General features: G+C 69.1%; 25 protein-coding genes. 17 read left to right on the top strand and 8 right to left on the bottom strand.

The genetic code is table 11. The features are described from left to right. Window positions 1–24: 24 nt before the first annotated feature. From groL to ASF71_RS03720, 5 genes are all read left to right on the top strand, one after another. The gene (gene groL, locus ASF71_RS03740) at window positions 25–1,662 is read left to right on the top strand and encodes a chaperonin GroEL (protein ID WP_056294905.1); all 1,638 of its coding nucleotides are present in this window, start codon (window positions 25–27) and stop codon (window positions 1,660–1,662) included. A gap of 524 nt (window positions 1,663–2,186) precedes the next feature. Then, the gene (locus tag ASF71_RS03735; RefSeq protein WP_056294902.1) at window positions 2,187–2,750 is read left to right on the top strand and encodes a hypothetical protein; all 564 of its coding nucleotides are present in this window, start codon (window positions 2,187–2,189) and stop codon (window positions 2,748–2,750) included. Window positions 2,751–2,845: 95 nt separating this feature from the next. Further along, entirely contained in the window at window positions 2,846–3,247 is a 402-nt protein-coding gene (locus tag ASF71_RS03730; RefSeq protein ID WP_156372566.1) for a hypothetical protein, read from the top strand. A 102-nt stretch (window positions 3,248–3,349) separates the two neighbouring features. After that, window positions 3,350–4,099 carry a molecular chaperone gene (locus ASF71_RS03725; RefSeq protein WP_056294896.1) on the top strand — a complete coding sequence of 250 codons (750 nt, stop codon included), beginning with the start codon at window positions 3,350–3,352 and terminating at the stop codon, window positions 4,097–4,099. Then, window positions 4,074–6,296 carry a hypothetical protein gene (locus ASF71_RS03720; RefSeq protein WP_056294892.1) on the top strand — a complete coding sequence of 741 codons (2,223 nt, stop codon included), beginning with the start codon at window positions 4,074–4,076 and terminating at the stop codon, window positions 6,294–6,296. Before ASF71_RS03725 ends, ASF71_RS03720 begins: the two co-directional genes overlap by 26 nt. Window positions 6,297–6,374: 78 nt before the next feature. On the opposite strand, the gene ASF71_RS03715 is transcribed toward ASF71_RS03720, so the two are convergent. Further along, window positions 6,375–6,743, bottom strand: coding sequence for a hypothetical protein (locus tag ASF71_RS03715; RefSeq protein WP_056294889.1), 369 nt, complete (start codon window positions 6,741–6,743; stop codon window positions 6,375–6,377). A gap of 141 nt (window positions 6,744–6,884) precedes the next feature. On the opposite strand from ASF71_RS03715, the gene ASF71_RS03710 reads away from it, so the two are divergent. From ASF71_RS03710 to ASF71_RS03700, 3 genes are all read left to right on the top strand, one after another. Beyond that, window positions 6,885–7,904, top strand: coding sequence for an LLM class flavin-dependent oxidoreductase (locus ASF71_RS03710; RefSeq protein WP_056294886.1), 1,020 nt, complete (start codon window positions 6,885–6,887; stop codon window positions 7,902–7,904). 191 nt (window positions 7,905–8,095) lie between these two features. Continuing rightward, entirely contained in the window at window positions 8,096–8,629 is a 534-nt protein-coding gene (locus tag ASF71_RS03705; RefSeq protein WP_082505488.1) for an AAA family ATPase, read from the top strand. After that, complete coding sequence (locus ASF71_RS03700; protein ID WP_056294880.1) at window positions 8,626–9,177, top strand: ATP-binding protein; 552 nt, start codon at window positions 8,626–8,628, stop codon at window positions 9,175–9,177. The genes ASF71_RS03705 and ASF71_RS03700 overlap by 4 nt, the downstream gene beginning before the upstream one ends. Before the next feature lie 47 nt (window positions 9,178–9,224). On the opposite strand, the gene ASF71_RS03695 is transcribed toward ASF71_RS03700, so the two are convergent. Continuing rightward, window positions 9,225–10,364: an NAD(P)/FAD-dependent oxidoreductase gene (locus ASF71_RS03695; protein ID WP_056294877.1), complete on the bottom strand. Its 1,140-nt coding sequence runs from the start codon at window positions 10,362–10,364 to the stop codon at window positions 9,225–9,227. 246 nt (window positions 10,365–10,610) lie between these two features. Here ASF71_RS03695 and ASF71_RS03690 point away from each other — a divergent pair, with 246 nt between their 5' ends. The 4 genes from ASF71_RS03690 (at window position 10,611) to ASF71_RS03675 (ending at window position 15,371) form a co-directional block, all read left to right on the top strand. After that, a complete protein-coding gene (locus tag ASF71_RS03690; RefSeq protein ID WP_056294874.1) occupies window positions 10,611–11,108 on the top strand; it encodes a (2Fe-2S)-binding protein in 498 nt (165 codons plus the stop codon). Between the two features lie 81 nt (window positions 11,109–11,189). After that, window positions 11,190–13,580 carry a xanthine dehydrogenase family protein molybdopterin-binding subunit gene (locus tag ASF71_RS03685; protein ID WP_056294871.1) on the top strand — a complete coding sequence of 797 codons (2,391 nt, stop codon included), beginning with the start codon at window positions 11,190–11,192 and terminating at the stop codon, window positions 13,578–13,580. Window positions 13,581–13,649: 69 nt separating this feature from the next. Next, window positions 13,650–14,444 carry a xanthine dehydrogenase family protein subunit M gene (locus tag ASF71_RS03680; RefSeq protein ID WP_056294868.1) on the top strand — a complete coding sequence of 265 codons (795 nt, stop codon included), beginning with the start codon at window positions 13,650–13,652 and terminating at the stop codon, window positions 14,442–14,444. 135 nt (window positions 14,445–14,579) lie between these two features. After that, window positions 14,580–15,371: a MerR family transcriptional regulator gene (locus ASF71_RS03675; RefSeq protein WP_056294865.1), complete on the top strand. Its 792-nt coding sequence runs from the start codon at window positions 14,580–14,582 to the stop codon at window positions 15,369–15,371. Window positions 15,372–15,378: 7 nt separating this feature from the next. Here ASF71_RS03675 and ASF71_RS03670 read toward each other — a convergent pair whose 3' ends face one another. Further along, complete coding sequence (locus ASF71_RS03670; RefSeq protein ID WP_056294862.1) at window positions 15,379–16,074, bottom strand: amino acid ABC transporter permease; 696 nt, start codon at window positions 16,072–16,074, stop codon at window positions 15,379–15,381. A 388-nt stretch (window positions 16,075–16,462) separates the two neighbouring features. Between ASF71_RS03670 and ASF71_RS03665 the strand changes: the two genes are divergently transcribed. Both ASF71_RS03665 and ASF71_RS03660 read left to right on the top strand, forming a co-directional pair. Then, complete coding sequence (locus ASF71_RS03665; RefSeq protein ID WP_056294859.1) at window positions 16,463–16,819, top strand: multidrug efflux SMR transporter; 357 nt, start codon at window positions 16,463–16,465, stop codon at window positions 16,817–16,819. Further along, window positions 16,816–17,139, top strand: coding sequence for an SMR family transporter (locus ASF71_RS03660; protein WP_056294855.1), 324 nt, complete (start codon window positions 16,816–16,818; stop codon window positions 17,137–17,139). Before ASF71_RS03665 ends, ASF71_RS03660 begins: the two co-directional genes overlap by 4 nt. A gap of 38 nt (window positions 17,140–17,177) precedes the next feature. On the opposite strand, the gene ASF71_RS03655 is transcribed toward ASF71_RS03660, so the two are convergent. Further along, window positions 17,178–17,945, bottom strand: coding sequence for an ABC transporter substrate-binding protein (locus ASF71_RS03655; protein ID WP_056294854.1), 768 nt, complete (start codon window positions 17,943–17,945; stop codon window positions 17,178–17,180). A 94-nt stretch (window positions 17,946–18,039) separates the two neighbouring features. On the opposite strand from ASF71_RS03655, the gene ASF71_RS03650 reads away from it, so the two are divergent. From ASF71_RS03650 to ASF71_RS03640, 3 genes are all read left to right on the top strand, one after another. Next, complete coding sequence (locus ASF71_RS03650) at window positions 18,040–18,492, top strand: peroxiredoxin (RefSeq protein WP_056294851.1); 453 nt, start codon at window positions 18,040–18,042, stop codon at window positions 18,490–18,492. Window positions 18,493–18,560: 68 nt separating this feature from the next. Then, a complete protein-coding gene (locus ASF71_RS03645; RefSeq protein ID WP_056295246.1) occupies window positions 18,561–19,562 on the top strand; it encodes an ADP-ribosylglycohydrolase family protein in 1,002 nt (333 codons plus the stop codon). Window positions 19,563–19,569: 7 nt separating this feature from the next. Beyond that, window positions 19,570–20,211 (top strand): nucleotidyltransferase family protein, encoded by a 642-nt coding sequence (locus tag ASF71_RS03640; RefSeq protein ID WP_082505343.1) that lies wholly within the window; start codon window positions 19,570–19,572, stop codon window positions 20,209–20,211. Here ASF71_RS03640 and ASF71_RS03635 read toward each other — a convergent pair. The 4 genes from ASF71_RS03635 to ppk1 form a co-directional block, all read right to left on the bottom strand. Then, entirely contained in the window at window positions 20,139–20,675 is a 537-nt protein-coding gene (locus ASF71_RS03635) for a hypothetical protein (protein WP_235514108.1), read from the bottom strand. The two genes, ASF71_RS03640 and ASF71_RS03635, sit on opposite strands and share 73 nt — an antisense overlap. 46 nt (window positions 20,676–20,721) lie before the next feature. Then, entirely contained in the window at window positions 20,722–21,759 is a 1,038-nt protein-coding gene (locus ASF71_RS03630) for a hypothetical protein (RefSeq protein ID WP_056294849.1), read from the bottom strand. Then, window positions 21,759–24,062: a hypothetical protein gene (locus tag ASF71_RS03625; RefSeq protein WP_056294846.1), complete on the bottom strand. Its 2,304-nt coding sequence runs from the start codon at window positions 24,060–24,062 to the stop codon at window positions 21,759–21,761. The genes ASF71_RS03630 and ASF71_RS03625 overlap by 1 nt, the downstream gene beginning before the upstream one ends. A 183-nt stretch (window positions 24,063–24,245) precedes the next feature. After that, window positions 24,246–26,396, bottom strand: coding sequence for a polyphosphate kinase 1 (ppk1, locus tag ASF71_RS03620; protein ID WP_056294844.1), 2,151 nt, complete (start codon window positions 26,394–26,396; stop codon window positions 24,246–24,248). Between the last annotated feature and the right edge of the window lie 27 nt (window positions 26,397–26,423).

Raw genomic sequence — 26,423 nt, 5'->3', positions numbered from 1 at the left:
CTACTCAACCAAGGAGCAAATCCCATGGCTAAACAGCTCGTATTTGACGAACAAGCCCGCCGCAGCCTCGAGCGCGGAGTTAACGCCGTCGCCAACGCCGTCAAGGTGACCCTCGGGCCGCGTGGCCGCAACGTGGTCATCGAGAAGAAGTTCGGCAGCCCCACGATCACCAAGGACGGCGTCACCGTCGCCAAGGAAGTGGAGCTGGAGGACAAGCTCGAGAACATCGGCGCGCAGCTTCTCAAGGAAGTCGCCAGCAAGACCAACGACATCACGGGCGACGGCACCACCACCGCCACCGTGCTGGGTCAGGCCATCGTGAAAGAAGGCCTGCGTAACGTCGCCGCCGGCGCCAACCCCCTGGCCCTGAAGCGCGGCATCGACAAGGCTGTGCTGGCCGCCATCGAGGAAATCAAGCGCCTCGCCGTGCCGGTCGAAGATTCCGACGCCATCAAGAAGGTCGCCGGCATCAGCGCCAACGACGAACAGGTCGGTCTCGAAATCGCCAACGCGATGGACAAGGTCGGCAAGGAAGGCGTCATCACCATCGAGGAATCGAAGGGCTTCGACACCGAAGTGGACGTCGTGGAAGGCATGCAGTTCGATAAGGGCTTCATCAACCCCTACTTCGTGACCAACCCCGAGAAGATGGAAGCCGTCCTCGAAGACGCCTACATCCTGATTAACGAGAAGAAGATCAGCAACCTCAAGGACCTGCTGCCCGTACTGGAAAAGGTTGCGCAGACCGGCCGTCCCCTCCTGATCATCGCCGAGGACGTGGAAGGCGAAGCCCTGGCGACCCTGGTCGTGAACAAGCTGCGCGGCACGCTGAACATCGCGGCTGTCAAGGCTCCGGGCTTCGGCGACCGCCGCAAGGAAATGCTGCGTGACATCGCGGCCGTGACCGGTGGCGAAGTGGTCAGCGAAGACCTCGGCCACAAGCTCGAGAACGTCGGCATGGACATGCTGGGCCGCGCCGCGCGCATCCGCATCACCAAGGACGAGACCACCATCGTGGACGGCAAGGGCGAGCAGACCCAGATCGACGCCCGCGTCAACGCCATCAAGGGTGAACTCGACAGCACCGACAGCGACTACGCCCGTGAGAAGCTCCAGGAGCGCCTCGCCAAGCTGTCCGGCGGCGTCGCCGTGATCCGCGTGGGTGCCGCGACCGAGACCGAACTCAAGGAAAAGAAGCACCGCTACGAAGACGCCCTGTCCACCGCCCGCTCGGCGGTCGAGGAAGGCATCGTGGCCGGCGGGGGCACCACCCTGCTGCGCGTGATTCCGGCTGTCCGTAAGGCTGCCGAGAGCCTGGTCGGCGACGAAGCCACCGGCGCGCGCATCCTGATCCGCGCTCTGGAAGAGCCCGCCCGCCAGATCGCCGCGAACGCCGGCGAGGAAGGCAGCGTCATCGTGAACGCGGTCATCAACAGCGACAAGGCCCGCTACGGCTTCAACGCCGCCACGGGTGAGTATGTCGAGGACATGATTGCCGCCGGCATCGTGGACCCCGCCAAGGTGACCCGCACGGCCCTGCAGAACGCCGCAAGCATCGGCGCCCTGATCCTGACCACCGAAGCCATCGTCAGCGACAAGCCCGAGAAGGCCGGCCCCGCCGCGCCGGCCGGCGGCCCTGACATGGGTGGGATGGACTTCTAAACACAGCGTCCCTGAGTCTGCGTCGGTGGGCCTGAAGGTCTAGCGGGAGGATCCTCCCCTAACCAGCACCCACAGACCGCAAGGACGAGAAGGGCCGGAGCGTCATGCTCCGGCCCTTCTCGTCCTTCTCTGTTGGTACCCCGACCATCTGTAAAGGTCGTAAGCGACTCCACTCGAAATGCAAGGCCAGGCAGAGGCCTGGGACGAGCCTCAGAGTCTGACTGCCACGTCTTTTCAGGTCTCCTTCCCCCTGGTTCGACGTCCCCTTTAGAACACAAACGGTTTTTCATAATTGTCATCTTTCTGAGGGTCATTTACCCGCCCCTGCCCAGACGTTTAAATGAATTTAACGTTCTGGACGCGGAATTTACGCCATCCCCCGACGGAGGGGGGGTCTTCATTTTTCATTGACAACCCTCTTACAAATTCCTACACTGCTCTTGTTTCGCCACATTAAGGGCCAGATGAGCGTCGGCAGAACAGCGCCGCATGGGCTTTGTGCTGATGAGTACGGAGGAGTACCTATGAAGAAAATGATCCTGTTGGCCGCCGCTGTTTCCATGTCCTTCGCAAGCGCCGGGCGCAGTGAAGGCGGCGCCACCACAGACCTCGTATTCAATACTCAGGTCGTCGCCGGCTGCGCGGTCAGCCTGGCCGGCCAGTACGCCAGCCAGACCGGCGCGACCTACAGCGGTACGGACGCGAGTCCTGAAGCGCTGAACATCTCGGCGGGCGAGGCGGCCTCGGCTCCTCTGCTGCGTTGCCAGACCGGCACGGGCGTGAGCATCAGCGCGGGCGAAGCGGCCCAGGGCTTTACTGGTGGCCAGATGGATTCGCCTGACGCCTCGACCGTGGCTCTGAGCGGCGACATGTCGCTGGTTCTCGACGGCTGGGCGAACACCTACAACAGCAACGACGACAACAAGACCCTCCGGGGCGCCTACAGTGTCGTCTTCACCAAGCGCAACATCGCTGGCGGCAACGGCGACACCTACGCCCTGACCGCGGCCTTCACACCCAGCAGGGGCCAGTTCGAGCCGATGGTGGGCAACTACTCCGGCACCCTGAACGTCGCCATCAACTACTGAGCGGCACCGGACTGTTCGGCAGGGGCGCATCCAGCAGTGGGCTGGACTGCGCCCTTCCGTTTTGTGGGTCCAGGGTCCTCTCTTTCAGGAGAGTCATGTTGCGATCTCTGCTCCTCGGTTTGCTCCTCGCGGGTGGCGCGCAGGCGTCCTGCCTGATCCAGCCGCCGCAGCTCCAGTTGCCCAGCTACTCCGCGCTGTCAGGCACTTCCGGCACCCTGAGCATTCCCGTGCGGTGCGATACCCCGCAGGACCGGGCGACGGTGTTCCTGACCGATATGGCCCCGACCGGTGAAGGCGACGACCTGACGCTCTACCTGTACGGCATCCGGGACCAGTTGCAGCTCACGGTCGTGGGGGCGGGGGGCCTGCGCAGCGGCCTGCCGGTCAAGGGCTCGCAGGTCCTGCACTTCCGGCTGATCACGCCCCGCAATCAGTGGATCAGCGTCGGGAGTTATACCTTCCCCGCCACGCTGACCCTGGAACAGTCCCCCCCCTGAGGGGCGTCGGCAGCGGCCAGACTGGCCCAGTACCCTGGAAGGCCAGCCCATAGCCACGCCGCCGACCCGTCCGTGCCCCCCCAACGCGCAGAAGAGGAGTCCATGTCCGTCCGCAGGTTTCACCGATCCATACCGCCCCTGTTCCTCGCCGCCCTGCTGGGGTGGCCGGGCAGCCACGCCTCGGCCCAGACGTTCGGCTTCACGCCCACCGCCCTGGACATCGACGCCACGAGAAACCTGGTCGCGGAAACGACCATGATCAACAGCACGTCCACGCCGGCGCAGTTCACGGTGACCGCGAAGGTCTGGCGCGTGGTCGGCGGCGTTCCGGTTCTGGAAGACACCCGTGACCTGATCGTGAACCCCACGACCTTCACGGTCAAACCCGGGGCGTCACAACTGCTGCGCGTCGGCGTGCGCAAGAAACCGGGTGCCACCGAACTCTCCTACCGGATCGTTCTTCAGCAGCAGCCCATTGACGGGGTGGCGCTTCCCAGGGTCAGCACCCGTCTGGGCACCGGCAGTACCGCCGACCTCAACCTTACCCTGAGCTTTTCCCTGCCGGTCTACGTGACCCAGCCGGGCGCCAGGGCACAGGTGCGCTTCAGCGCCGCCCCCAGCGGGCAGAACCTGCTGCTCAGGGTCGAGAATGCCGGGCAGCGGCGGGCGATCTACCGCAACGTGACCCTGACGCGCGGAGCCCAGACGCAGAGCCTCCAAATCATTCCGGCGCTGGCCGGCTCGACCCTGGAATTTCCCCTGACCGGCTTCGCGTCGGCCAGTGGCCCCCTGACCCTGAAGGCCACGGGCGAGGACGGACGCAGCCTTGTCGAAACGATTTCGCTGCCCTGACCCCTGGGCGCTGCTGCTGGGAGCCCTGCTGGGCACAGCCCAGGCCAGCGCCGGCTGCGCGTCGCCCGAGGCGCTGCTCAGCGTGCGCCTGGGTTCGACCGAGCGCGGCGCCGTCGTCGTGCGCCTGGAACGTGACGGCGACCGTGTCACGGGTCTTCTGCTGCCGCCTGACGTCCTGCGCAGCGACGAACAGGGGTACGTGGCCGGACGCCTGGACTGCGACGGCGTGAGCTACGTGCAACTGAACCCCGACCTGCTGGTGGTCTACCGGGAAGAGACCCAGGAGCTGCGCATTCGCCCGGTTCCGGCCCGCCTGGGCCAGCAAACGGTGGATGTGGGCCAGACCCTGAAACGGGTCAGCCCGCCGGTCATCCCGGCCCTGGGGGTCGACTTCGGGGCCTACGGGGCCGTCCGCTATGACCTACGGGGCGAGGCGGCGGAAACAGAGCAATCCGACTTCTCGCTGGGGACGGCACAGGCCTATGTGGGCGTCGGCAGCAGTGCCGGGCGGCTGTCCGGATACCTCGGGGCGCTGTACACCCGGCGCACGAACGGCGAGTCGCTCGTCCAGGGCCGGGGAACCGCGCAGTTCGCCGTGTCGCCCGAATGGACGGTGTACGCCGCCTACAACGCCAGCACGAGCGCGGCCCAGCCGGCCTTCGCCGTCTCGGATTTCCGGGGCGTGACCGTGACCTACCAGCGCCGGGAGGAGCGGGTCTATGCCCGCCTGAACCTGTCGCTCGACACGCCGGCCGAGATCAGCGTGTATGTCAACAGCGTGCGCCTGGGGGTTCTGAACGTGGGAGCGGGTGAGGTGAGCCTGCTGAACATCCCCCTGGACGGTCAGGGGGCCAACACCATCCGGCTGCTTGTGGATACCGAGACGGGCACCAGCGTGCGCGAGGTGGATGTGCCGGCCAATGCCGGCGGCCCGGTGCGCCAGAGCCTGGGCGTGCGCACGACCGCCGGCACGGTGCGCGGGCGGGGCGTGGGCGAGTTCTCGGTGCAGTACGCGCCCACGCCCTCCCTGCTCGTGCAGGCCCAGGGGCAGGCCACCAGCAGCGGCGCCCTGAGCGGCGCCGTGCAGGCGCGTCTGGCCCGGGCCGGCTCCCCCCTGGTAGGCAGCGCCGGCGCCGAGGTGACCCGGCTGAACGCCGCCGCGCCGTTCCAGGCGGCCGTGACCACCCGGCTCGACTACACCCGCCAATTCCTGAGTGCCAGCGCCCTGTTGAACGTGCCCCTCGCGCAGCCGGCCGACGGCTCCCTCGACCTGCAGGCCACCTATAGGGCCCAGCCCTGGCTGCTGAGCGGCGGCGTGCGCACCCGTTTCCAGCCCGGCACCTGGGAGACGGAAGTCGGCGCGACCCGGCTGCTGGGAGCCCGCGGCGCGGCCAGCGTCCTAGCGGCGCTCGCCCCCGACCGCTACCGCCTTCAGTTCCGGGTGTCGTACCTCTTCGGCCCCGCACTGCGGGTGCAGGCCGGCGCGGCCCTGACCGAGAGCGGCGCCGTGCCTGTCGCTGCCCTGACCTACCAGCCCACCCCCGATCTGAGCCTGAGTCTCAACGCCTCAGCCGACGACATTTCGGCTAGCTCGTCCCTGGTCCGGGGCGTGCAACTCGATCTTCAGGCCGGTACGCGCGGCGCGGCGGCGCAGGTCGGCGGCGCACTCAGTCTGGCCAACGGCCGGGTGCAGCTGTCGCCCGCCCTGACCCAGCGCGGCCTGCTGATCCGCACCGGCGTTCCCCGCCTGACCCTGACCATCGACGGCGCGCCCAGCGTCCTGACCAATGCGGCGGGCGACGCCCTCGTCACCAGCGTCACCCCGGGGCAGGTGGTGGTCATCCGGACCGACACCCGCGGGTTGCCGCTGGGGGTGGCCCTCGTCAGCAGCAGCCTGGAGGTCCTGCCCGCAGCAGCCGGCCTGACCCTGGTCGACTGGCGGGACAATTTCCGGGTGTCGTCGTTCGTGCGTTTCTTCTGGGCGCCGGGGCAGCCGGCCGCCGCCGCCGCCGACCTGTACCTGAACGGAGAACGGATTCCGCTGGACGACGAGGGCTACGGCCTCGTACTCCGCAGCGCGGCGGCGCGCACCGGGGAACTCCGCGGCGGCGAGGACGGTACCCGGCGCTGCGCGGTCCGGCTGCCCGCCAGTGCCCAGGAGGCGACCTGCGACGCAGCCCCGCCTCCCCCACCCTGAGCGTGAGTCCTGAGCAGCCTGGCCGCGCCCGCAGGCCCGTCCCGGCTTGAGGCCCTGGGCATCCCCCGGAGCCTGCGGTCACGACCGGGCGTGTTCCTCCCGGTAGACCTGTTCGAGGCGATCCAGGTCTGGGGCAATCCGGCGGAGGGCCCAGCGGCCTTCCAGCGTGGCGCGCGGCGCGCGGCCCAGCACCCTGGTTTCGAGCCACACCCCGTCGAACCCGGCCCACTCGCCGGCCACCGACCACAGATTGCCGCCGACCACCGGAGCCACCTCGGTCCGCAGGATGATCCGCCATTCGTCCGGAGCGTATCCCGAGCCGTGCAGGACGCGGGCAATATGCAGGTAGTCGGCTTCCCCAAGTTCGGAGTCCAGAAACAGCGCCGAGAGCGCAGCCCAGACCGGGCGGCGGCGGGCAAGTTCCGGCGGGGGAAGCACGAGGGCCACTGATCCAGTATGCCCGTCCTGCGGCACGGGTCCAGAGGCGAGCCCGACTCCCCACTCAGCCTCCACTTCTCCTCAGGATCACGCAGAGCTTTTCAAAACAAACCGGTTTACTTTTCAAACCTAAAGCGATATTCTTTCTCTATGAAGAACATCGGCTTTCTCTCCTTCGGCCACTGGACGCCCTCGCCGCAGTCGGGAACTCGCTCGGCCAGCGACGTGCTGCTGCAGTCCATCGATCTGGCGGTGGCGGCCGAGGAACTCGGCGCAGACGGCGCCTACTACCGCGTCCACCACTTCGCCCGGCAGTTGTCCTCGCCCTTTCCGCTACTGGCGGCCATCGGAGCCAAGACCAGCCGGATCGAGATTGGCACGGGCGTGATCGACATGCGTTACGAGAACCCCTTCTATATGGCCGAAGATGCGGGTTCGGCCGACCTGATCGCCGGTGGACGGCTGCAACTCGGCATCAGCCGGGGGTCGCCCGAACAGGTCGTCGACGGCTGGCGCCACTTCGGGTATGCCCCGGCCGAGGGCGAGAGCGACGCCGACATGGCCCGCCGCCACAGCGAGGTCTTCCTGCACCTGCTGGGCGGCGAGGGCTTTGCCCAGCCCAGCCCGCGCCCGATGTTTCCCAATCCGCCGGGACTGCTGCGGCTTGAACCCCATTCGGAGGGCCTGCGGGAGCGCGTCTGGTGGGGGGCGGCCACCACGCCGACCGCCGTATGGGCAGCCCAGATGGGCATGAACCTGCAGAGCTCCACGCTGGTCTTCGACGAGAGCGGCAAACCCTTTCACGAGCAGCAGGCCGACCAGATCCGGGCCTACCGCGCCGCCTGGGCGGAGGCTGGACATGCTCGGCCCCCGCGCGTCTCGGTGAGCCGAAGCATCTTCGCAATTACTGATGACCGCGACCGGGCGTACTTCGGCGGACAGGGTCAGGGCAGCGACCAGTTCGGCCGGATTGACAATACGCGGGCCGTGTTCGGGCGCAGCTACGCCGCCGAACCGGATCGACTGATTGAGGAACTGCGCGGCGACACCGCGATTGCCGAGGCTGATACCCTCCTCCTCACCGTGCCCAATCAGCTTGGCGTGGACTACAACGCCCACGTGATCGAGAACATCCTCAAGCACGTGGCCCCGGCGCTGGGCTGGCGCTGAACTGCCGCACCGTGTAGGGCGCGCCGCCAAGACTGCCGGCACTCCTGAATGCTTCGGATTATGCGTGGGCCTCCGGCCCCGGATGTTCCCCAGCTCCCTTCCCGCCGCAGAGCCGAGTGCGCGGCCCGCATCGGGGATAGCAGGCGACTACCGGCGGGGTGAGGGTGGGCGGCCTCAGTTACCGTAGGGATGTGCCGTCATTGTTCGTCTTCTCTGGCCTACCCGGCACGGGCAAGAGCACGCTGGCCCGCGCCCTCGCGGGGCACCTGGGCGCGGCGTACCTGCGCGTAGATACGGTCGAGGCCGCCCTGCTGAATGCCGGACAGACAGGGATAACGGTCGAGGGCTACGCGGTGGAGTACGCCGTCGCCGCCGACAACCTCAGCCTGGGCCTGAGCGTGGTGGCTGACTGTGTCAACCCCGTGTCCGAGACGCGGGACGCCTGGGCTGAGGTCGCGCGGCAGAGCGGGGCCACCCTGTTCGACATTGAGGTGATCTGCTCGGACCCGGCCGAACACCGGCGGCGGGTGGAGGCGCGCCACGCCTCGGGGCAGGACCACACCGGGCAGTGGGCCCCGCCGACCCTGGCCGACCTGGAACGTTACGGGCGCGAGTACCAGCCCTGGACCACGCCCCGGCTTGTCGTCGACACGGCGCAGGGCACGCCGGGCTCCGACTTTCGGCGGTTGCTCGCAGGGCTGGGCCTCCCCACACTGGCCCCATGACCCCTACCCTCCTGGTCGTCTCGGGCCTGCCTGCCGCCGGCAAGACGACGCTTGCCGCGCCGCTGGCCCGGACCCTCGGCTGGCCACTGGTGACCAAGGACGACTACAAGGGCCTGCTCTATGCCCACCTGCCCGAGTTGCCCCAGGCTCAAGGCGGCCCGCTGAGCTTCGCGCTGATGTTCCATGTGGCTGAGGTGATCCTCTCGGCAGGCGGAAGCCTGGTGCTCGAGACGCATTTTCACCGGGGCGTCAGTGAGCCGCACCTCCTGGCGCTGGCCGGGACCTCGGGGGCGCGCCTGCTCCAGGTGTACTGTGGGGCGCCGCTAGAGCTCCTGCGCACTCGCCACGCCGCGCGGGTCGCCGCTGGCACCCGCCCCGGCATCGACCTGCCCTTCGACCATGCCGATCTGCCGCCCCACGCGGGCTGGTCGCCGCTGGACCTCTCTGCCCCGCTGCTGCGGCTCGACACGGCGCAGCCCGGCACGCTGGAGCAGGCGCGGCGGTGGGTGGCCGAGCAGAACGGCGAAGGCCAGTCGCCTACCCAATAGAGAACCGGCCGGGAAACATGTTCCCGGCCGGTTCTCTATTGGCGTGCTCAGTCGATGCTGACGCGCCAGCGCCACTCGGAGGCGCGCTTCATGACGTGGGCGAGGCCGCCAGTGATGGCGAGCTTCTGGTTCCAGGGCAGCTTCATCCAGCCCACGGCCATCAGGCCGCCCAGCGAGACGAACTCGCCCAGGCTGGTCGGCTCGTAGGGGGTCAGCTCCTCACCCTTGGCCAGACGCATCAGGTTCTTGCCGGTCAGGCGGCCCTGCTGGCCTGCGTGCTGCGCGGTGGTGGGCACGGGCTTGCCCTCCTGGTTCAGGGCCAGGCCCATGTCCCCGATGACGAACACGTCGGGGTAGTTCTTGGCGCGCAGTTCGGCGTCTACGGCGACGCGGCCGCCGGGGCCCTTCTCCAGCTTCTCGCCCTTGACGATGTCGCGGGCCTGGATGCCGCCGGTCCAGATGATCTTGCCGGCGGGGATAACCTTCTGCTCGCCGTCCTGGGTCTGGACGGTCACGCTGTCGGCGGTCGCCTGCATGAGGCGGTGGCCGATCAGGATGTTGATCCCGTACTCCTCCAGCGTCTTCTGGGCCTTGGCGCGCAGGGCGTCGTCGAGCACCGGCAAGATCTTGGGACCAGCCTCCACGAGGTGGATCTTGAAGGGCGGCACGCCGCGCTCCTTGCTGAGCTGCTCGGCGCGCTGCGCGAGTTCGGTGACAAGTTCCACGCCCGTCAGGCCCGCGCCGCCGACCACGATGTCGCGGTTGCCTTGGTAGCCGTCGGCGTACACGCGGTTGACGAAGTTGAAGATGTCGTCGGCGTCACTGAGCTGCTTGAGCTCGGCGGCGTTTTCGGCCAGACCGGGAATGCGGTAGAAGTTCGTGACGCTGCCCAGGCCCACGACGAGCGTGTCGTAGGTCAGGACGCGGCCATCCTTGAGCTGCACTTCCTTCTCGTCGAGATTCACGCTCTCGACCGAGGCCTGCTCGAGGTGCACGCCGGTACCGCGCAGCAGGGGGGTCAGGGGCAGCGTGACGGGCGTGTTATGCGCCGCCGCCTCGTGCAGCCGGGTTTCGAAGGTGTGGAAGGCGTTTTGTTCGACCAGAAGCGTTTCCATTTCCGGAATGGGCTTGAGTTTGGTCGCAGCGGCGAGGCCAGCGTAGCCTGCGCCAAGAATCAGGGTCTTCATAGCAGTTCTCCTGTGAACGAATTCACGAGTCAGTGTTATCGGCAACCTGCCCGCAAAAACACCGGGGTTCGCACCCGGGTATGTGTCCATTTTACACCCTGGCGGGCTCCGGGCTGCAAGCGGCGTTACACCCGTGTCCCGGTAAGCCAGCCGCCGGGGGCGTGCCCCGCCGGGTCACTTCGTGTGCTTGAATGGAACGGTCCTACAACTGAGGGTGAGGGTCGGCTGGCCCCACCGGGAGGTCCCATGAACGTGACCATGACCGTGAACGGCAAGACGTACACCCGTGAGGTGGAACCCCGCCGGCTGCTCGTGCAGTTCCTGCGTGAAGACCTGGCCCTGACCGGCACGCACGTAGGCTGCGACACCAGCCAATGCGGCGCCTGCACCGTGCATGTGGGCGGCGACGCGGTCAAGAGCTGCACCCTGCTGGCCGTGCAGGTGGGCGACCTGCCCGTGACGACCATCGAGGGCATGGGCACGCCCGGCGACCTGCACCCCCTCCAGACGGGATTCTGGGAACAGCATGGCCTGCAGTGCGGGTTCTGCACCCCCGGCATGATCATGGCCTCGGCCGAACTGCTCAGGCACAACCCGCAGCCCAGCGAGGAAGAGATCCGCTTCCACCTGGAAGGCAACTACTGCCGCTGCACGGGCTACCACAACATCGTCAAGGCCGTACAGCAGGCGGCCGGAGCCATCCGCGAGGCCGCGCCCGGCCAGTCGCAGGCCGCCGACGACTGAGCCCGGCGGGCTCTGCGCATGCACGGCGACGGCGTACTCCGCAGGCCCAGCCGCTCTTCCCTCCCCCATCCGGAGACCCCCATGACCGAATCCAGAACGGACAAGTACGTCGGGCAGGCCCTCAAGCGCAAGGAAGACCCGCGGTTCATCACCGGCACGGGCAACTATACCGACGACATCGTGCTACACGGCATGCTGCACGCGGCGATGGTGCGCAGTCCCTACCCGCACGCCCGCATCACCGCCATCGACAAGGACAGCGTGGCCGACTTTCCCGGCGTGCAACTGGTCCTGACCGGCCAGGACGTCAAGGACGCCGGTATCGGTAGCATTCCGGTGGGCTGGCTGCTGCCCGACCTCAAGACCCCGGCACACCCCGCCATCGCGCTGGAGGACGCCAACCACGTGGGCGACATCGTGGCGGTGGTCATCGCCGAGACGCGCGCCCAGGCCGAGGACGCAGCCGCGGCGCTCGACGTGAGCTACGAGGCCCTGCCTTCGGTGAGCAGCGCCGTAGCGGCCCTGGAGGACGGCGCGCCGGTGGTCCACGACGACGTGCCGGGCAACGTGGCCTTCCGCTGGGAAATTGGCGACGAGGCGGCCCTGAACGAGTCGTTCCGGCGCGCGCACAAGACGGTGAAGGTCAAGCTGCGCAACCACCGCCTGATCGCCAACGCCATCGAGCCGCGCGCCTCGCTCGCGCAGTTTTCGCCCGCCAGCGGCGAATACACGCTGCACACGACCTCGCAGAACCCGCACATCCACCGCCTGATCCTGGCCGCCTTCGTGATGAACATCCCCGAGCACAAGCTGCGGGTCATCTCACCGGACGTGGGCGGGGGCTTCGGCAGCAAGATCTTCCAGTACCAGGAGGAAGTGATCGTGCTGCTCGCGGCCCAGAAGCTCGGGCGGCCGGTGAAGTGGGCGGCGCGGCGCTCGGAGTCCTTCGTCAGCGACGCGCAGGGCCGCGACCACGACACCGAGACCGAGATGGCCGTGGACGAAAACGGCATGATGCTGGGCCTGCGCGTGACCACCGTCGCCAACCTGGGGGCGTACCAGACGCTCTTCGCGCCCGCCGTGCCCACCTACCTGTACGGCACGCTGTGCAACGGGGTCTACAAGATGCCGGCCGTCCACGTGAAGGTGACGGGCGTCATGACGAACACTGTGCCGGTGGACGCCTACCGCGGCGCGGGCCGGCCCGAGGCGACCTACGCCGTCGAGCGCACCGTGGACGTGATGGCGCACGAACTGGGCGAGGACCCGGCCGAGTTCCGGCGGCGCAACTTCATCCAGCCCGACGAGTTTCCGTACCAGACGCCGGTCGCGCTGGTCTATGACAGCGGCGACTACGAACCCGCCCTCGACAAGGCGCTGAACATGATGAACTACCCGGCGCTGCGGGCGGAACAGGCGAGCATGAAGGGCGGGCGCAAGATCCTGGGCGTCGGGCTGATCTCGTACCTGGAAGCCTGCGGGCTGGCTCCCTCGGCCCTGGTGGGACAACTGGGCGCGCAGGCAGGGCAGTGGGAATCGAGCCTGGTGCGCGTGCACCCGACCGGCAAGGTCGAGCTGTTCACCGGGTCGCACAGCCACGGGCAGGGCCACGAGACGGCCTTCGCGCAGATCGCCGCCGACGAACTCCAGATTCCCATCGAGGACATTGAGCTCATCCACGGCGACACGGGCCGGATGCCCTACGGCTGGGGCACCTACGGCAGCCGTTCGGCGGCGGTGGGCGGCAGCGCGCTGAAGATGGCCCTGCTGAAGGTAACGGCCAAGGCCAAGAAGATCGCCGCGCACCTCCTCGAAGCCTCCGAGGAGGACGTGGAGCACGAGGGCGGCGTCTTCCGGATCAAGGGGGCGCCCGGCCAGAGCAAGTCCTTTTTCGACGTGTCACTGATGGCCCACCTCGCGCACAACCTCCCGGCCGACATGGAACCGGGGTTGGAGGCCACCGCCTTCTACGACCCCAAGAACTTCGTGTACCCGTTCGGCACCCACATCGCCGTGGTCGAGATCGATACCGACACCGGGCACGTCAAGCTGCGGCAGTACGGCTGTGTGGACGACTGCGGCCCCCTCATCAACCCGCTGATCGCCGAGGGGCAGGTGCACGGCGGCATCGCCCAGGGCGCGGCCCAGGCCCTGCTGGAAGACGCCGCCTATGACGAGGACGGCAGCCTGCTGGCCGGCACCTTCATGGAGTACGCCATCCCGCGCGCCGACGACATGCCGAGCTTCCTGATCGACCACACGGTGACGCCCAGCCCGCACAACCCGCTGGGGGTCAAGGGCATCGGGGAGGCGGGTACCATCGCCAGCAGCGCCGCCGTGGCGAACGCGGTGATGGACGCCCTGTGGCATGAGTGCGGCATCGCGCACCTCGACATGCCCTACACGAGCGAGAAGGTCTGGCGCGCGGTCCAGGCGGCGCGCGGCGCCCAGGGACAGGCCGCCGACGACTGAGCCACCGACTGGGCCGCGGCGGCCCGGCTTCTCCCTTCCTTTTCCTCACGACCCCCAAGCGAGGCACCCATGTATCCAGCCCAGTTCGACTATCAGAAGGCGACCAGTGTGGACGACGCGCTGCGGGCGCTGGCCGAGAATCCCGACCTGAAGGTCATCGCGGGGGGGCACTCGCTGCTGCCCGCCATGAAGCTGCGCCTCGCGCAGCCGCCCGCCCTGCTGGACGTGTGGGGCCTGGAAGAGCTGCGCGGCATCCGCCGGGAGGGCGACGTATGGGTGGTCGGCGCCATGACCACCCACGCCGAGGTGCTGCGCAGCGACCTGCCGCTTTTTCCTGAGGTGGCGGGCTGGGTGGGCGACCCGATGGTGCGCAACCGGGGCACCATCGGCGGCTCACTGGCCCACGCCGACCCCAGCGCCGACTACCCGGCGGCGGCCCTGGCGACCGGCGCGCAGTTCGTGATCCGGGGCCTGGACGGCGAGCGCATGGTGGACGCCGACCACATGTTCGTGGGCATGTTCGAGAGCGCGGTGCAGCCCGGTGAACTCCTGACCCAGATCCGTATTCCGGCGACGATCACCGCCAGTGTCTACGAGAAGTTCCGGCACCCGGCGAGTCACTACGCCATCGTGGGGCTCGCGCTGGCCCGCCACGCTGACGGACAGATTCGCGCGGCCTTTACCGGCGCGGGCGAGAAGGCCGAGCGCCTGCCCCAGCTCGAGGAGCGCCTGAACGCCGGGCAGGCGGCAGGCACCGGGCTGGTGAGTGCGGCGGGATTGCTGGGCGACCGCTTCGCCAGCGCCGACTACCGCGCGCATCTGGTGGACGTGCTGGCAGCGAAGGCGGCCGAGCGACTGGGGTAGGCACACCGGGGATGGACACCGGCGTCCTACGGGCCTGGCTGGCGGAGAAGTTCCGCCAGCTTTTTCATGGCCCAGTGGGGGCTTGACCCTCACGCCACGTCAGCCCTTAGCGTGGAACGCAGGAGGTGAAGGGACTTGCAGACCACCGGCGCACCGACCGGCACGCAGACGCTATGGACTGTGGGTGAGGTCGCCGAGCTGACCCGCCTGAGTATCCGCACGCTGCACCACTACGACGACCTGGGATTGCTGCGGCCCTCGGCGCGCAGTGAGGCCAATTACCGCCTGTACACGCCCGCCGATCTGGAGCGGCTGCGCCGAGTACTGACCTGGCGCGACCTGGGCTTTTCCCTGGCCGACATCGCGCGGCTGCTCGGCGCGGGCGCGGCCGAGGAACGGCGCGCCCTGGAGCTTCAGGCCACGCTGCTGACCGAGCAGCTGCGGCAGACCCGGCAGAAACTGAGCGCCGTCACCTCCCTACTCGGCGCCGCCAGGCGCGAAGGAGCACCCATGACCAGAGAGGAACTCAAGGAGATGTTCGGCAGCTTCGACCACGGCCAGTATGAGGACGAGGTGCAGGAGCGCTGGGGCGACACCGAGGCGTACGGCCAGAGCCGGGCGCGCACGGAGAAGTACACGAAGGCCGACTGGGCACAGCTCAAGGCCGAGATGGAGGCCATCAACGCGCGCTACGTGGCCCTCATGGACGCCGGAGTGGGCCCCGACAGCCCGCAAGCGGCGGCGGCGGCAGAAGCGCAGCGGGCCCATTTCGACCGCTGGTACTACGACTGCTCGCCGCAGATGCTGCGGAACGTGTCGGACCTGTGGGTAGGCGACGAGCGCTTCACCCGCAACATCGACCGGGTCAGGCCGGGCCTGGCGGCCTACCAGCACGCCGCCGTGCAGGCCTGGGCCGCCGAGCGCTAGCCGCCCCTCAGATCACCCGCCGCTCGGGCAGTGTCTGCCCCCGCCCGAGCCGGCGCTCAAGCGCCCGCACCAGCCGGGTCAGCGCGAAGGTCAGCGCGAAATACACCAGGGCCAGGACGGCATAGACCTCGAACTGGCGGTAGGTGGCGTTGGTGACGTAGCGCCCCTGGCTGAAGAGTTCTTGCAGGGTGACGGCCGACGCGAGGCTGCTGCCCAGAATCAGGCTGACGAACTCGTTGCCCAGCGCGGGCAGCGCCACCCGCCACGCCTGCGGCAGGGCGACGTGCCGCACCGCCTGCCACCGGCTCAGGCCCAGGCTGCGCGCCGCCTCGATCTGGCCGGCGGGCACGCTGCTCAGGCCGCCGCGCACGATCTCGGAGGTGTAGGCGGCCGAGTAGCAGCCGAGTGCCAGCACCGCCGCCGGAAAGCCCTCCAGCGTCACGCCCAGCGCGGGCAGGCCGTAGTAGATGACGCTGAGCAGCACGATGAGCGGTATGCCGCGTACCACCTCGACGTAGGCGTTGCCCAGCGTCCCCAGCACGGGCAGACGGAAGACCCGCGCGACTCCCAGGAGAGTCCCCAGCACCACCGACACGCCCAGCGCACACAGGCTCACCGCCAGCGTGAGGCCCAGCCCCGACAGGAGCAGCGCGGGGTACTCGCCGGAGAAGATGGTGCGGAAGCCGGTGAGCAGGTCGTCCATGCGCCGGGCAGTCTAAGGTATCGGGCCAGAGGCGCGGCGCCTCCAGACGCTTTTTGCCCAGGCCAGGGGACAGATTCCGGCGGGTAGCCCCCCCAAGGCTGCCTACGCTGACAGTCGCCTGACCACCAAACGGGTAGACTGGACCCAGAGTCGGCGCCGTCCACCCAACCGGGGCAGGGGCCCGGCACGGACCCACCAGAGGTCCGGGATTCTGCAAAGTGCCGGGTGAAACGACGTGCGCGCCAAAGCGTACCGCAACGAAACCGTCCCCCATGCCCTGATTTCGTGGCTCTACGTCCGCAGCCGGACCTAGCGGCAGCAACCGACAATTCCGCTCTGCCGGTCGCCGTTTTCTGCGTGCTCCACGAACCCTCAAGGATGTGAACCTATGCGCGCCTGGACTGCGCTGCTGTCTGCCGTCGGCCTGGAGGTCTTCGGCACCCTTTCCCTGAAATACACCGCCCTGGGCGGCCTGACCCTGTTGGGGCTGCCGCTGGGGGTTCTCCTGACCGCCCTGTGTGTGGGCGCGTCCTATGTGCTGCTCTCGCACGCCTTCCGGCGCATTCCGGTGGCGGTCGCCTTCGCCGTGTGGGAGGCAGCGGGCCTCGCGCTCGTCACGCTGCTGGGCGCCGCTCTGCTGGGCGAGCACCTGACCCTGCCGGGGGTGACCGCGCTGGGAGGCCTGTGCCTGGGCACCTGGCTGCTCCACCGGGGCACCCGCGCGCCCGCCCAGGTGCGGGCATGAACCCGGCCCCACTGCTGCTGGCCCTGGCCGCCGTGCTGGACGTGGGTGCCAACGCCCTGCTCAAGAAGTCCGACGGGTTTCGCCGCCTGGGGCCGGGGGTGCTGGCGCTGGCGCTCGTGCTGCTCGCCTTCGGGCTGCTGGGAGTCTCGCTGAAGACCGTACCGCTGGCGACCGCCTACGCCACCTGGGGCGGCCTGGGGCTCGCCCTCAGCGCACTGCTCTCGCGCCGCCTGGACGGCACCCGGCTCACGCCGACCGCCTGGGCCGGGCTGCTGCTCATCGGCGTGAGTGTGGCGGCGCTTCATCACCTGCACGGCTGACCCCTGCGATCCGGGTGGGGGCCGCCGCCTGACCCCGTCTACTTCTGCACGATCCACTTGTTCAGCAGCTTCTGATACTCGCCGCTGGCCTTCAGGCGGGCCAGGGTCTTGTTCGCGGCGGCAGTGAGGTCGCTGCCCCGGGCAAAGACCATGCCGTAATCCTCGGCCACGAGCGCCTTGCCCGCCTGGGCGAACTGGCCGGGCAGGCGCTTTTGCAGGTCGGTGACGGTCGGAGCGTCCCCGATCAGGGCGGCCACACGCCCGGCGCGCACGTCGGCCAGCCCCCCCGCGAAGTCGTCGTAGACCTTGAGGACCGCGCCCCGCGGCTTCAGGAGGTCGCCGGCCGCGTACTGCCCGGTCGTGTTGGCCTGCACGCCGATGGTCTTACCCTTCACGTCGGCGGGCCACGCGAACTTGCCGGGATTGCCGTCGCGGACGATGAACACCTGAGCGCTGCGGTAGTACGGCGCACTGAAGGCCACGACCTTGGCGCGCTCGGCGGTGATGGTGATGGCGCTCATCGCCATGTCCACCCGCCCCGAGGTGACGGCCTGGGGCATCAGCGCCCCGAAGCCCACCGCCCGGATCTCGAGCCGCACGCCCAGGTCGCCCGCGACCGCCCGCGCGATATCGACGTCAAAGCCCTGAATCTGGCCGTCGGTCCCCTTGAACTCGAAGGGACGGAAGGTCGGGTCGGTGCCCAGCACGAGCACGCCCTTCTTCTTGACCTCGGCGACGGTGGAGGCGTGGGCAGTGGTCTGGAGGGCCGCGGTGAGGGCCAGCAGGGCGAGCAGGGCGCGCTTCATCCGGCCAGCATACGGGAGCGGCCCAGTCCCGTCCGGGCGCTGGTGCACGCTGCTCGCCCGGATAGGGTCTGGGCAGACGTGCTGTACTGCGCCCATGCTGTGGCCTGCCCCCACCGATTTCGTCTACGGCTCTCCCCTGCCCCCGCCGGCCAACTGGACGCGGCCGGGGCTGGTGATGACCTTCAACCTGGAATGTCCCGGCTGCGTGTCGCGCGGTATTCCTTTCCTGAAGCGGCTGCACGGTGAATTCGGCGACCGGGTGAACCTGCTGGCCGTGCATACCAGTCTCGGGCACCGCAACCTGGCGCGTGGGGACGTGGAACCGACCCTCGTCAGGTTCGCGCGGGACTTCGCCCGGCTGCCGTTCGCGGTGGCCCTCGACCTGGACGGCAGCTTCGCGCGGCATTGGCAGACCGAGGGCACGCCGCACTGGCTGGCCTTCGCGCCGGGCGGCGAGCTGCGGCGCAGTGTGTACGGCAGCCAGGACAATGCCCAGACCCGCCTGCAGTACCTGCTGGAGGAATGGGCCGGACCGGCGGAGGGATAGGAGTCGGGCCGGGCTCCGGCCACGCATCTGTGGGCCCTGCCCCGGCCCGGTGCGCGAGAATGCAGCCCATGACCGACCGCCGACTGCCCACGCTGTTCTCGCTGGCCGCCGCCGACGCGCTGGGCGCCGCGACCGAGTTCAAGACCCCGCAGGCCATCCACGCCCGCTACGGCGCGAGCTTCACGATCTACCAGCCGGGCAGCGTGTTCGGCTTCGCGCCCGGCGAGGCCACCGACGACACCCAGATGGTCGCCGCGACCCTGCTGGGCTACGCGCGCGGCAACGGACTGGCAGGGGTGCTCGCCGGCCTGCAGGACTGGCTGCGCGCCGGTCCCCCGGATGTGGGCGGCCTGACCCGTGAGGCGCTGCGCTCCGGGCAACTCGACGGCGGCGTCCGGGCCTGGCAACTGGGCGGATTCCAGGGGGCCGGCAATGGCGGCCTGATGCGGATTGCCGCCACATGGCTGGTCGGCCTGGAGGGCGCGGCGCTCGCCCGCGAGTCGGCGCTCGTTACGGCCCTCACGCACGCCGACCCACGCTGCGTGCACGCCTCGGTGTTCTTTACGGCGTTTCTGGAGGCGCTGGCCGGGGACGCGGCCTACCGCGACGCCGCCGAGAGCGGCCTGCGGGCCATGGACGCCTTCGACGCCCGCGCCGCGCTACTGGACGCCGGGCTGCTGGGCATCGACACCCGGCCCGCCTTCGAGGCCTTTGGCAAGGCCGACCGCACGGGCCGCGCCGAGGTGCGTGCCCGCGTGCGGCGCGGCTTGGAGGGCCACGTCACCTCGCAGAGCGGCTACGTCCTTGACACGCTGGAAGCGGCGGTCGCCCACGCCAGGGCCGACTCCTGGCCGGCCAGCACGGAACCGGCCGTACTGGGCGGCGACGACGCCGACACGGTCGCCTGCGTGGTGGGGGCAGTGGCCGGCGCACGCGGGTTGAAGGTGCCGGAACACCTGCTGCCCGAGCTGCGCCTGGGTCACAGCTGGCCCGGCTGGGGCCGCGCCTGGGCCGCGACTGCCCACTTTCCAGCCCTGCTGGCAGAGGCCCAGGCCGCCGTGAAGGCCTGAACCGCGAATGAACGATGCCGACTTTCTGGCCGCCGTGCGCCGCAACCCCGTGAACGCGGCGATCCTGGAACGGCTACCCCTGCTCGAAGAACGCGCGCCGCAGTTGCATCTGGTCGCCGGAGCCCTGTTCGGCACGGTCTGGAACGTCAGCCGGAACCTGCCGCCCACGCACGGCGTCCGCGACTACGACCTCTTCTACTGGCATCCCGACACGAGCTATGAGGCCGAGGACGCGGTCATCCGCTACGCGGCCGGGCTGTTCGCCGACCTGGGCGCTCCCATCGAGGTCCGCAACCAGGCGCGCGTCCACCTGTGGTTTCCGGCGCACCACGGCTTGAGCCGCCCGGCCATCGGCAGCGCGCGCGAGGGCATCCGGCAGTTTCTGGTCGAATGTACCTGCGTCGGCGTGGACGCGGGCGGCGAGGTCTATGCCCCCTGTGGCCTGGACGACCTCGCCGCCGGAGTGCTGCGGCCCAATCCGCTCAACCACACCCCGACCCTGTACGCCGCCAAGGCGGCCAGCTACCGCGAACGCTGGCCCTGGCTGCGCGAGGGCGCGCCCCGCCCGCCGGGAGATCAGGCCTCGGCTTCGGCCAGTTCCTCGGCGGCGGCGAGCATCACGTCGCGGAAGGCGCGCACCGATTCCTGAAGGTAGCTGAGGTAGCGCGGCACCTGGGCGGCGAAGGCGGCGGGCGTGTCGTGCAGGGCCTCGACCCCGGCCCACACGTCGTTCTCGGCGGTGTGCAGCTTGACCAGCTTGGCCTCGCGGTTCACGGTGTCGCAGGCGTACAGGGCGCGCACGTACTCGTCGTCCGACTCCAGCTCCCAGAAATTGGGATACAGCAGATGGTAGAAGGTGTCGTCGCCCTCGGCCGAGACGAGGTAGTAGGTGCCGCCCTCGAAGGCGAACCGCCGCCCCAGTCCCGGCTCGTCCTGAACGGTAAAGCCCTGGGCTTCGAGGGCCGCGCCCAGGAGATCGGCGCCCCTGGCCCGCGCCGGGGCGTTGGGCCGGCGCACCTTGAGCTCGGTGGTCTTGGGCGGCGCCTTGTCGGCCGGCGGCTCGGCCTCGGCGGGAGGAGCCTTCTTGGTGGTCTTGGCACGGGTCTTGGTCATCGCGGCTCCTTGCGGGGCATTCGTCTGGGCTCGGCCGGGGGCCGGGTCAGTTGGGGCGGTTGGCCTCGTCGGAATACAGCTCGTCGGGCAATTCCTCGGTCAGCAGGGTCATGGCATACACGCTCAGGCTCTGTGCCTGGGCCACCAGTTCGTAGGCCGCGCCGTTGGCATCGGTGCGCGGGCTGCCGAATCCGTACTGCCCGACCACGAAGCTGCCGTCCTCCTGAAAGTAGGCGATGGACGTGCGGCCGGGGTCACGGAAATTCCAGGACCACTCGCCGGGACGCTCCGGGTTGACGACCGGCTGCGCGAGCCGTTCCTGGATCCGGACATAGCGTCCGTCGTCCTGCACGCTGCGGCGAAAGCCGCGCGTCGTCGTGGCGACCATGAACCCGCTGGGCCAGCCCATTCCCATGACCTCGTAGTCCACGGGGCCGGACCGCAGCAGGACCGAGCGCCCGTCACGCGACACTTCCTCGCAGGACAGGTGCCGGACCAGATACGCCGCGAAGGCGTCGCGGGCCGTTGCGTAGGTCTTCATCCCCTCGCCGAAGTGGTAGCCCCCACCGAACTGCTCGGCGCGGGCCGGGCTGACCGGCGTGGCCGGCAGACCCAGGAAGGTCCGGGCTGCGTGAACCGCTTCCTCAAGCATGAACAGGGCGATGTCGATGGCCGTGTCGGCCCGGAGCTGCTCGCCGAAGCCGGCCGACTCGACCGCCACCACGAGGTCCCCACTTTCCGGATCGAAGTAGGCCCGCGCGCCGGGTCGGGTTCGGCATATGTGGTCCAGGCAGCGGTACGCCTGGGCCCGGCCAGCGGTGGAAGCGGCGCGCCGGACATTGCACTCCGGCAGCGTGGTGCGCAGCGAGAGGCCCTGTACGTTCCCCACGTAGGGGGCCGTGACCGGAATCCCGTGATAGGTCAACGAGAAGAACCCCAGCTCGTCGTCCCGCTGAAGACCGAACTCCGGCGACAGCTTTCCCAGGTCGAACAGCAGATCGAAGGCCGTGACCCTCATCTCGCCGACTTCGGTGCCCTGACGCAGGTTCGCCTCCACCTTCTTCCGCCCGAAGAGACCGAACATCACTCCTCCTCGGGCGGCTTGATGTTCAGGCTCTTCTCGGTCTCGCCCCACATCTCCTCGAGCACCACGAAGGGAGAGATGGTCTTCTCGGTCTCCTTCATGGTCTCGACGAGTACGTTCGTCTCCTCGGCGTTCAGCTTCTTTTCCTTCTCGGGCCGGCCCGCCAGGCGCTCGGTCATGCCCTCGGTGGACTTCTTGAAGCTGTCCTCAAAGGCCTTCTCGGCCTGTTCGGTCACGACTTCGGTGCTCACCAGCAGGGCCGAGGCGACGGGCGTACTGCTGCGGAAGGCGTCCCCGAACTTCTTGTACAGCTCCAGCCGGTCGTTGATGGGCGCGCGCAGGGGCGCCGTGAGAACCAGACCTGCCCGCTCAATGAGGCCCTTCTGGCCGCTGGCCTTGCCGAAGTATTTCTCGGAGACCTTCTTGGCCGCTTCGAGCGACTGCGCCCGCAGCGCCGCCGTCTCGACGACCGTGGACGGATGACGGGCCACGAACTTCTCGGCCTGCCGGGTGAGCTGATCGGCCTGCTGGTTCACGGCGTCGTCGGCTGCCTTCGCGGCCTTGTCGCGCGCCTGCTGCCGCACCCCGTCGGAGACCTGAATCCCCCGCCGGGTCTGGGCAGCCAGTTCGGCGTTTTCCGTGTCCTGCATGACTTTCAGGCGCAGGCGACTCACGGAGGCCTGGCGGGCGGCGGCGACCTCCTGGTCGTACAGGGCGCGGTTGCCCTGCTCGGCCAGAGTCTTGAAATCAGCCTGGAGGCTGCCGTGCCGGCCCAGCAGACGCGAGAGGTCCTTGTTCAGCCCCTGTCCCACTTCTCCCCACACCTTGCCTAGGTGGGTGCGGATGGCCGTGCCGCTGGCCCGGAACTCCACGATGGCCTTTCCGAAATGGCCGTCCGGGTTGTTGCGTACCACGTCGTCGAGGTACTTGACCACGCCGTCCTTGCGGTTGCGCACGAACTGGGCCACGCTCGTCTGCTGGAGCTTGCCCCCGGCCTGCCCGAGCTTCTCGCCGACGCGCGCTCCCAAGGCATCGAGCCCATCGGCCGCCCAGACCTTGCCGCGGACCAGTTTCCGGCTGACGCGGTCACCCAGCCCATCCACCGTGTCACGGACCCTACGGGCCGCTTTCAGGACCGGGCTCTTGCGGGCCTCGACCTTGAGCCGGGTGAGCTGGCGGCGGTCCCAGCGGCGCACCTGCTTGACCTTCTTCTTGGTCCACTCGGCCACGTTCTTGGGGGCGTTGCGGGCAAAACGGCGCAGGGTGCGGGTGTGTAGGCGCAGCGTGGTGCTCGCCCGGCGCACGCCCGCCGAAACGGCGCGGCCCACTCCGCTCGTCTTCACCTTGTCGGCGCCTCTCTGGGCCAGCCGCGCGGTGCCGGCCGCCATCTTGCGCGCGCCGTCCACCGCGCCCCGGCCCAGAGCGCGGGCCGGGGCCGCCACCTTCTGGCTCATAAACCGGCCCACCGAGCGGAAGGCCGTTTTGACCACACTCGGAAAGACCCGCGCGGCCACCTTGCTCCCCGTACCTGCCGCGCCGTGCAGGAGGCCCTTGGCAAAGGGCAGCGACCCCTTGGCGACCGCCACCCCGACCCCAACCAGAGCCTTGGCGCCGTACTTCAGGACCGGGCCGCCCACACTGCCGACCAGGGCGTCCACCGCGACGCTGCGCGCCGTGATGCCCTCGGTCAGCTTGCGGGGTTTGTACTTGTACTTCTTGTCCTGCTGCGCCTTGGCCTTGGCCGCGCTGTTGAACACCTTGTTCTCGATGACGGTCGCCGCCATGCCGCCGCCCGCGCTGATGCCGGCCGCCAGCGCCAGTGCCGGGGCGGTCAGCGCGCCACCCGAGGCGACCGTGGCAACCCCCACGGCGGTCAGGGCCACACCCTTCCAGAACTTGGCCTTGCCCTCGGGGGTGGCGTACCAGGCCTTGAATTGCCCCACCTTCTTGGCGGCGAAGTCGCCTGCGCCCACCACCTTCTTCCAGGTGGCGTCCACCACGCCCTTCTTGATGGCCTGTCCGGCATTGCTCGCCAGCTTGCCAGCCTGGGAGACGACCTTTTTCGCGCCCGCACTCAGGTTGCTCAGGCCCTCGCGCCCGGCGGCCGCGAGCTTCTTCAACTTGCCGCTGAACAGGCCCATCAGCCCGCTGGCGGCAGCCGGGGTCCGGGTCGGTGCGGCGCGGGCAGGCGGGCGCGCGGCCGGGGTCTTGGGTGCCTGTGCCCGGGGCTTCTGGGCGTTTTGGGCCCCCACCGGCAGGCGGGGAGGCGGCGTGGCCTTCTTGGTCTGGGGAGATTCGAGCATGGTCGGCACCTGTTTCGTCGCGGGGGGCGATCAGTGGGAAGGCTCGGGCAGGGACTTGGCCCTCAGCCTACCCCACCCGGTGGGCCAGTCCGGCCCAGTCTGCCCCCGCCTCGCCCGAGCCTTAATGGTGCCCCCAACCCTACGCGTCCGTCCACCTCCGGGCTTTTGGCCCGCCCAGAGGCCCTAGACCGGGTGCCGGGCGTCGGCGAAGGTCTGCTGTGCACTGAGATCGCCCGGCTCTTTCTCATATTCGCCGTCGCTGCACAACTCCCAGCTGCCGCGCTGGTCGCTCCACTCGGTCGCCAGAATCTTGAGGAAGGCGTCGCGGTGCCGGTCTTCGAGCACGGGCGCGATGACCTCAACGCGGCGGTCGAGGTTGCGGCTCATCCAGTCGGCGCTGCCGAAATACACCTCGGGGCTTCCGCCGTTGCCGAAGGCGAACACCCGCGCGTGTTCCAGGTAGCGCCCCAACAGGCTGCGGACGCGGATGGTCTGCGAAAGGCCCGGCATCCCGGGGCGCAGGCAGCACACGCCGCGGATGATCATCTCGATCTTCACGCCCGCCTCGGACGCGCGGTACAGCGCCTCGACCATGCCGGGATCGGTGAGCTGGTTGACCTTGATGCGCGCCCAGGCCTCGCGCCCGGCGCGGGCGTGCTCGGCCTCGCGCTCCAGCAGCGCCTCGAACCCGGTGCGGGCCGTCTCGGGAGCCACGAGCAGGTGGGTGTACTCGGCCTCGGCATAGCCGGTGAGGTGGTTGAACAGCTCGGCCACGTCGGCGCCCAGGTCGGTATCGGCCGAGAGCAGGCTCAGGTCAGTGTAGAGCCGCGCGGTCTTGGCGTTGTAGTTGCCGGTGCCGATGTGCACGTAGCGCCGCAGGCCGCCGGGTTCGCGCCGCACCACCATCGAGACCTTGGCATGGGTCTTGAGGCCGGCCACGCCGTACACCACGTGCGCCCCGGCACGCTCCAGCTTGCGCGCCCAGGAGATGTTGCGCTGCTCGTCGAAGCGGGCCTTGAGTTCGATCATGGCGACGACCTGCTTGCCGTTCTCGGCCGCCATGCGCAGCGCGCCGAGCAGCTTGGGGTCGTCCCCGGTGCGGTAGAGCGTCTGCTTGATCGCCAGCACCTGCGGGTCGCGCGCCGCCTCCTCCAGAAAGTTCAGGACGTTCACGAACGAGTCGTAGGGGTGGTGCAGGATCACGTCGCCGCGCCCCAGCGTGTCGAAGATGCCGTCCTCCTCGTCGCCGTCGAGGTCGGCCACGGCCGGCGTGAAGTCGGGGAAGGCGAGGTCAGGGCGGTTGATGGGCAGGCCCATCAGGTCGGCGGTGCCCAGCGGGCCTTCGAGCAGGAACAGGTCCTCGGCGGCGAGGCGCAGCTTCTCGCGCAGGAAGTCCAGGATGTCCTGCGGCGTGTCGCGGATGACCTCCAAGCGCACCGCCGAGCCGAAGCGGCGCCGGCGCAGCCCGTCCTCAATGGTGGCGAGCAGGTCCTCGGCCTCCTCTTCCTCGAACTCGTAATCGGTGTTGCGCGTCACGCGGAACAGGTGCGCGCGCAGCACCCGGCGCCCCTTGAACAGCTCGCCGATATGCGCGGCGATCACGTCTTCGAGCATCAGGAGCTGGTCGCCCACCGCCACCACGCGCGGCAGCACGCCGACCGGAATCTTGACCCGCGCGAAATCGGGTTCCTCGCCCTCGTCCGACCCGAGCAGCACACCCAGGTTCAGGCTGAGGTTGCTGAGGTAAGGAAAGGGATGGCTGGGGTCCACGACCAGCGGCGTCAGCACCGGCTGAATCTCGGCGAAGTAATGCTCGCGCAGCTGCGCCCGCGCCCGCTTGCCCAGATCCGCGACACGCGTCATGCGCACGCCCGCCTCCTGCAGCTCACGCAGGGCGTGCCGGGCCGCCTTCTCGATCTCGCGCAGCATGTCATGGGTCCGCTCACGGACCAGGGTCAGCGTCTCGCGCGGCTTCAGGCCGTCGGGGCCGGGCACCATGACCCCAGCGGCGATCTGGCGGTGAACGCCGGCGACGCGCACCATGAAGAACTCGTCGAGGTTGCTGCCGCAGATGGCCGCGTACTTCAGGCGCTCCAGCGGCGGGTTGCGCGTGTCGCGGGCCTCGGCCAGCACCCGCTCGTTGAACGCCAGCCACGACAGCTCGCGGTTGAGATAACGGCTCTCGGCGTTGGCGACGGTGCTCAGGGTCCGCAGCCGGTCGCCCGGCACGGCCGCCTTCCGGGCCTTGCGGGACGTGCGGCGAACCGCCTTTTTCGTGGCGGGCGCTTCGGGCGTGGCGGACAGGTCGGACACTTCGGCAGGCACGGTAGTCACTCCTTGACAGAAAACCTCGGGGCGGTA

This window comes from Deinococcus sp. Leaf326, from assembly GCF_001424185.1.
Taxonomy (GTDB): Bacteria; Deinococcota; Deinococci; order Deinococcales; family Deinococcaceae; genus Deinococcus.
This window is presented reverse-complemented; position numbering and strand designations above follow the sequence as displayed.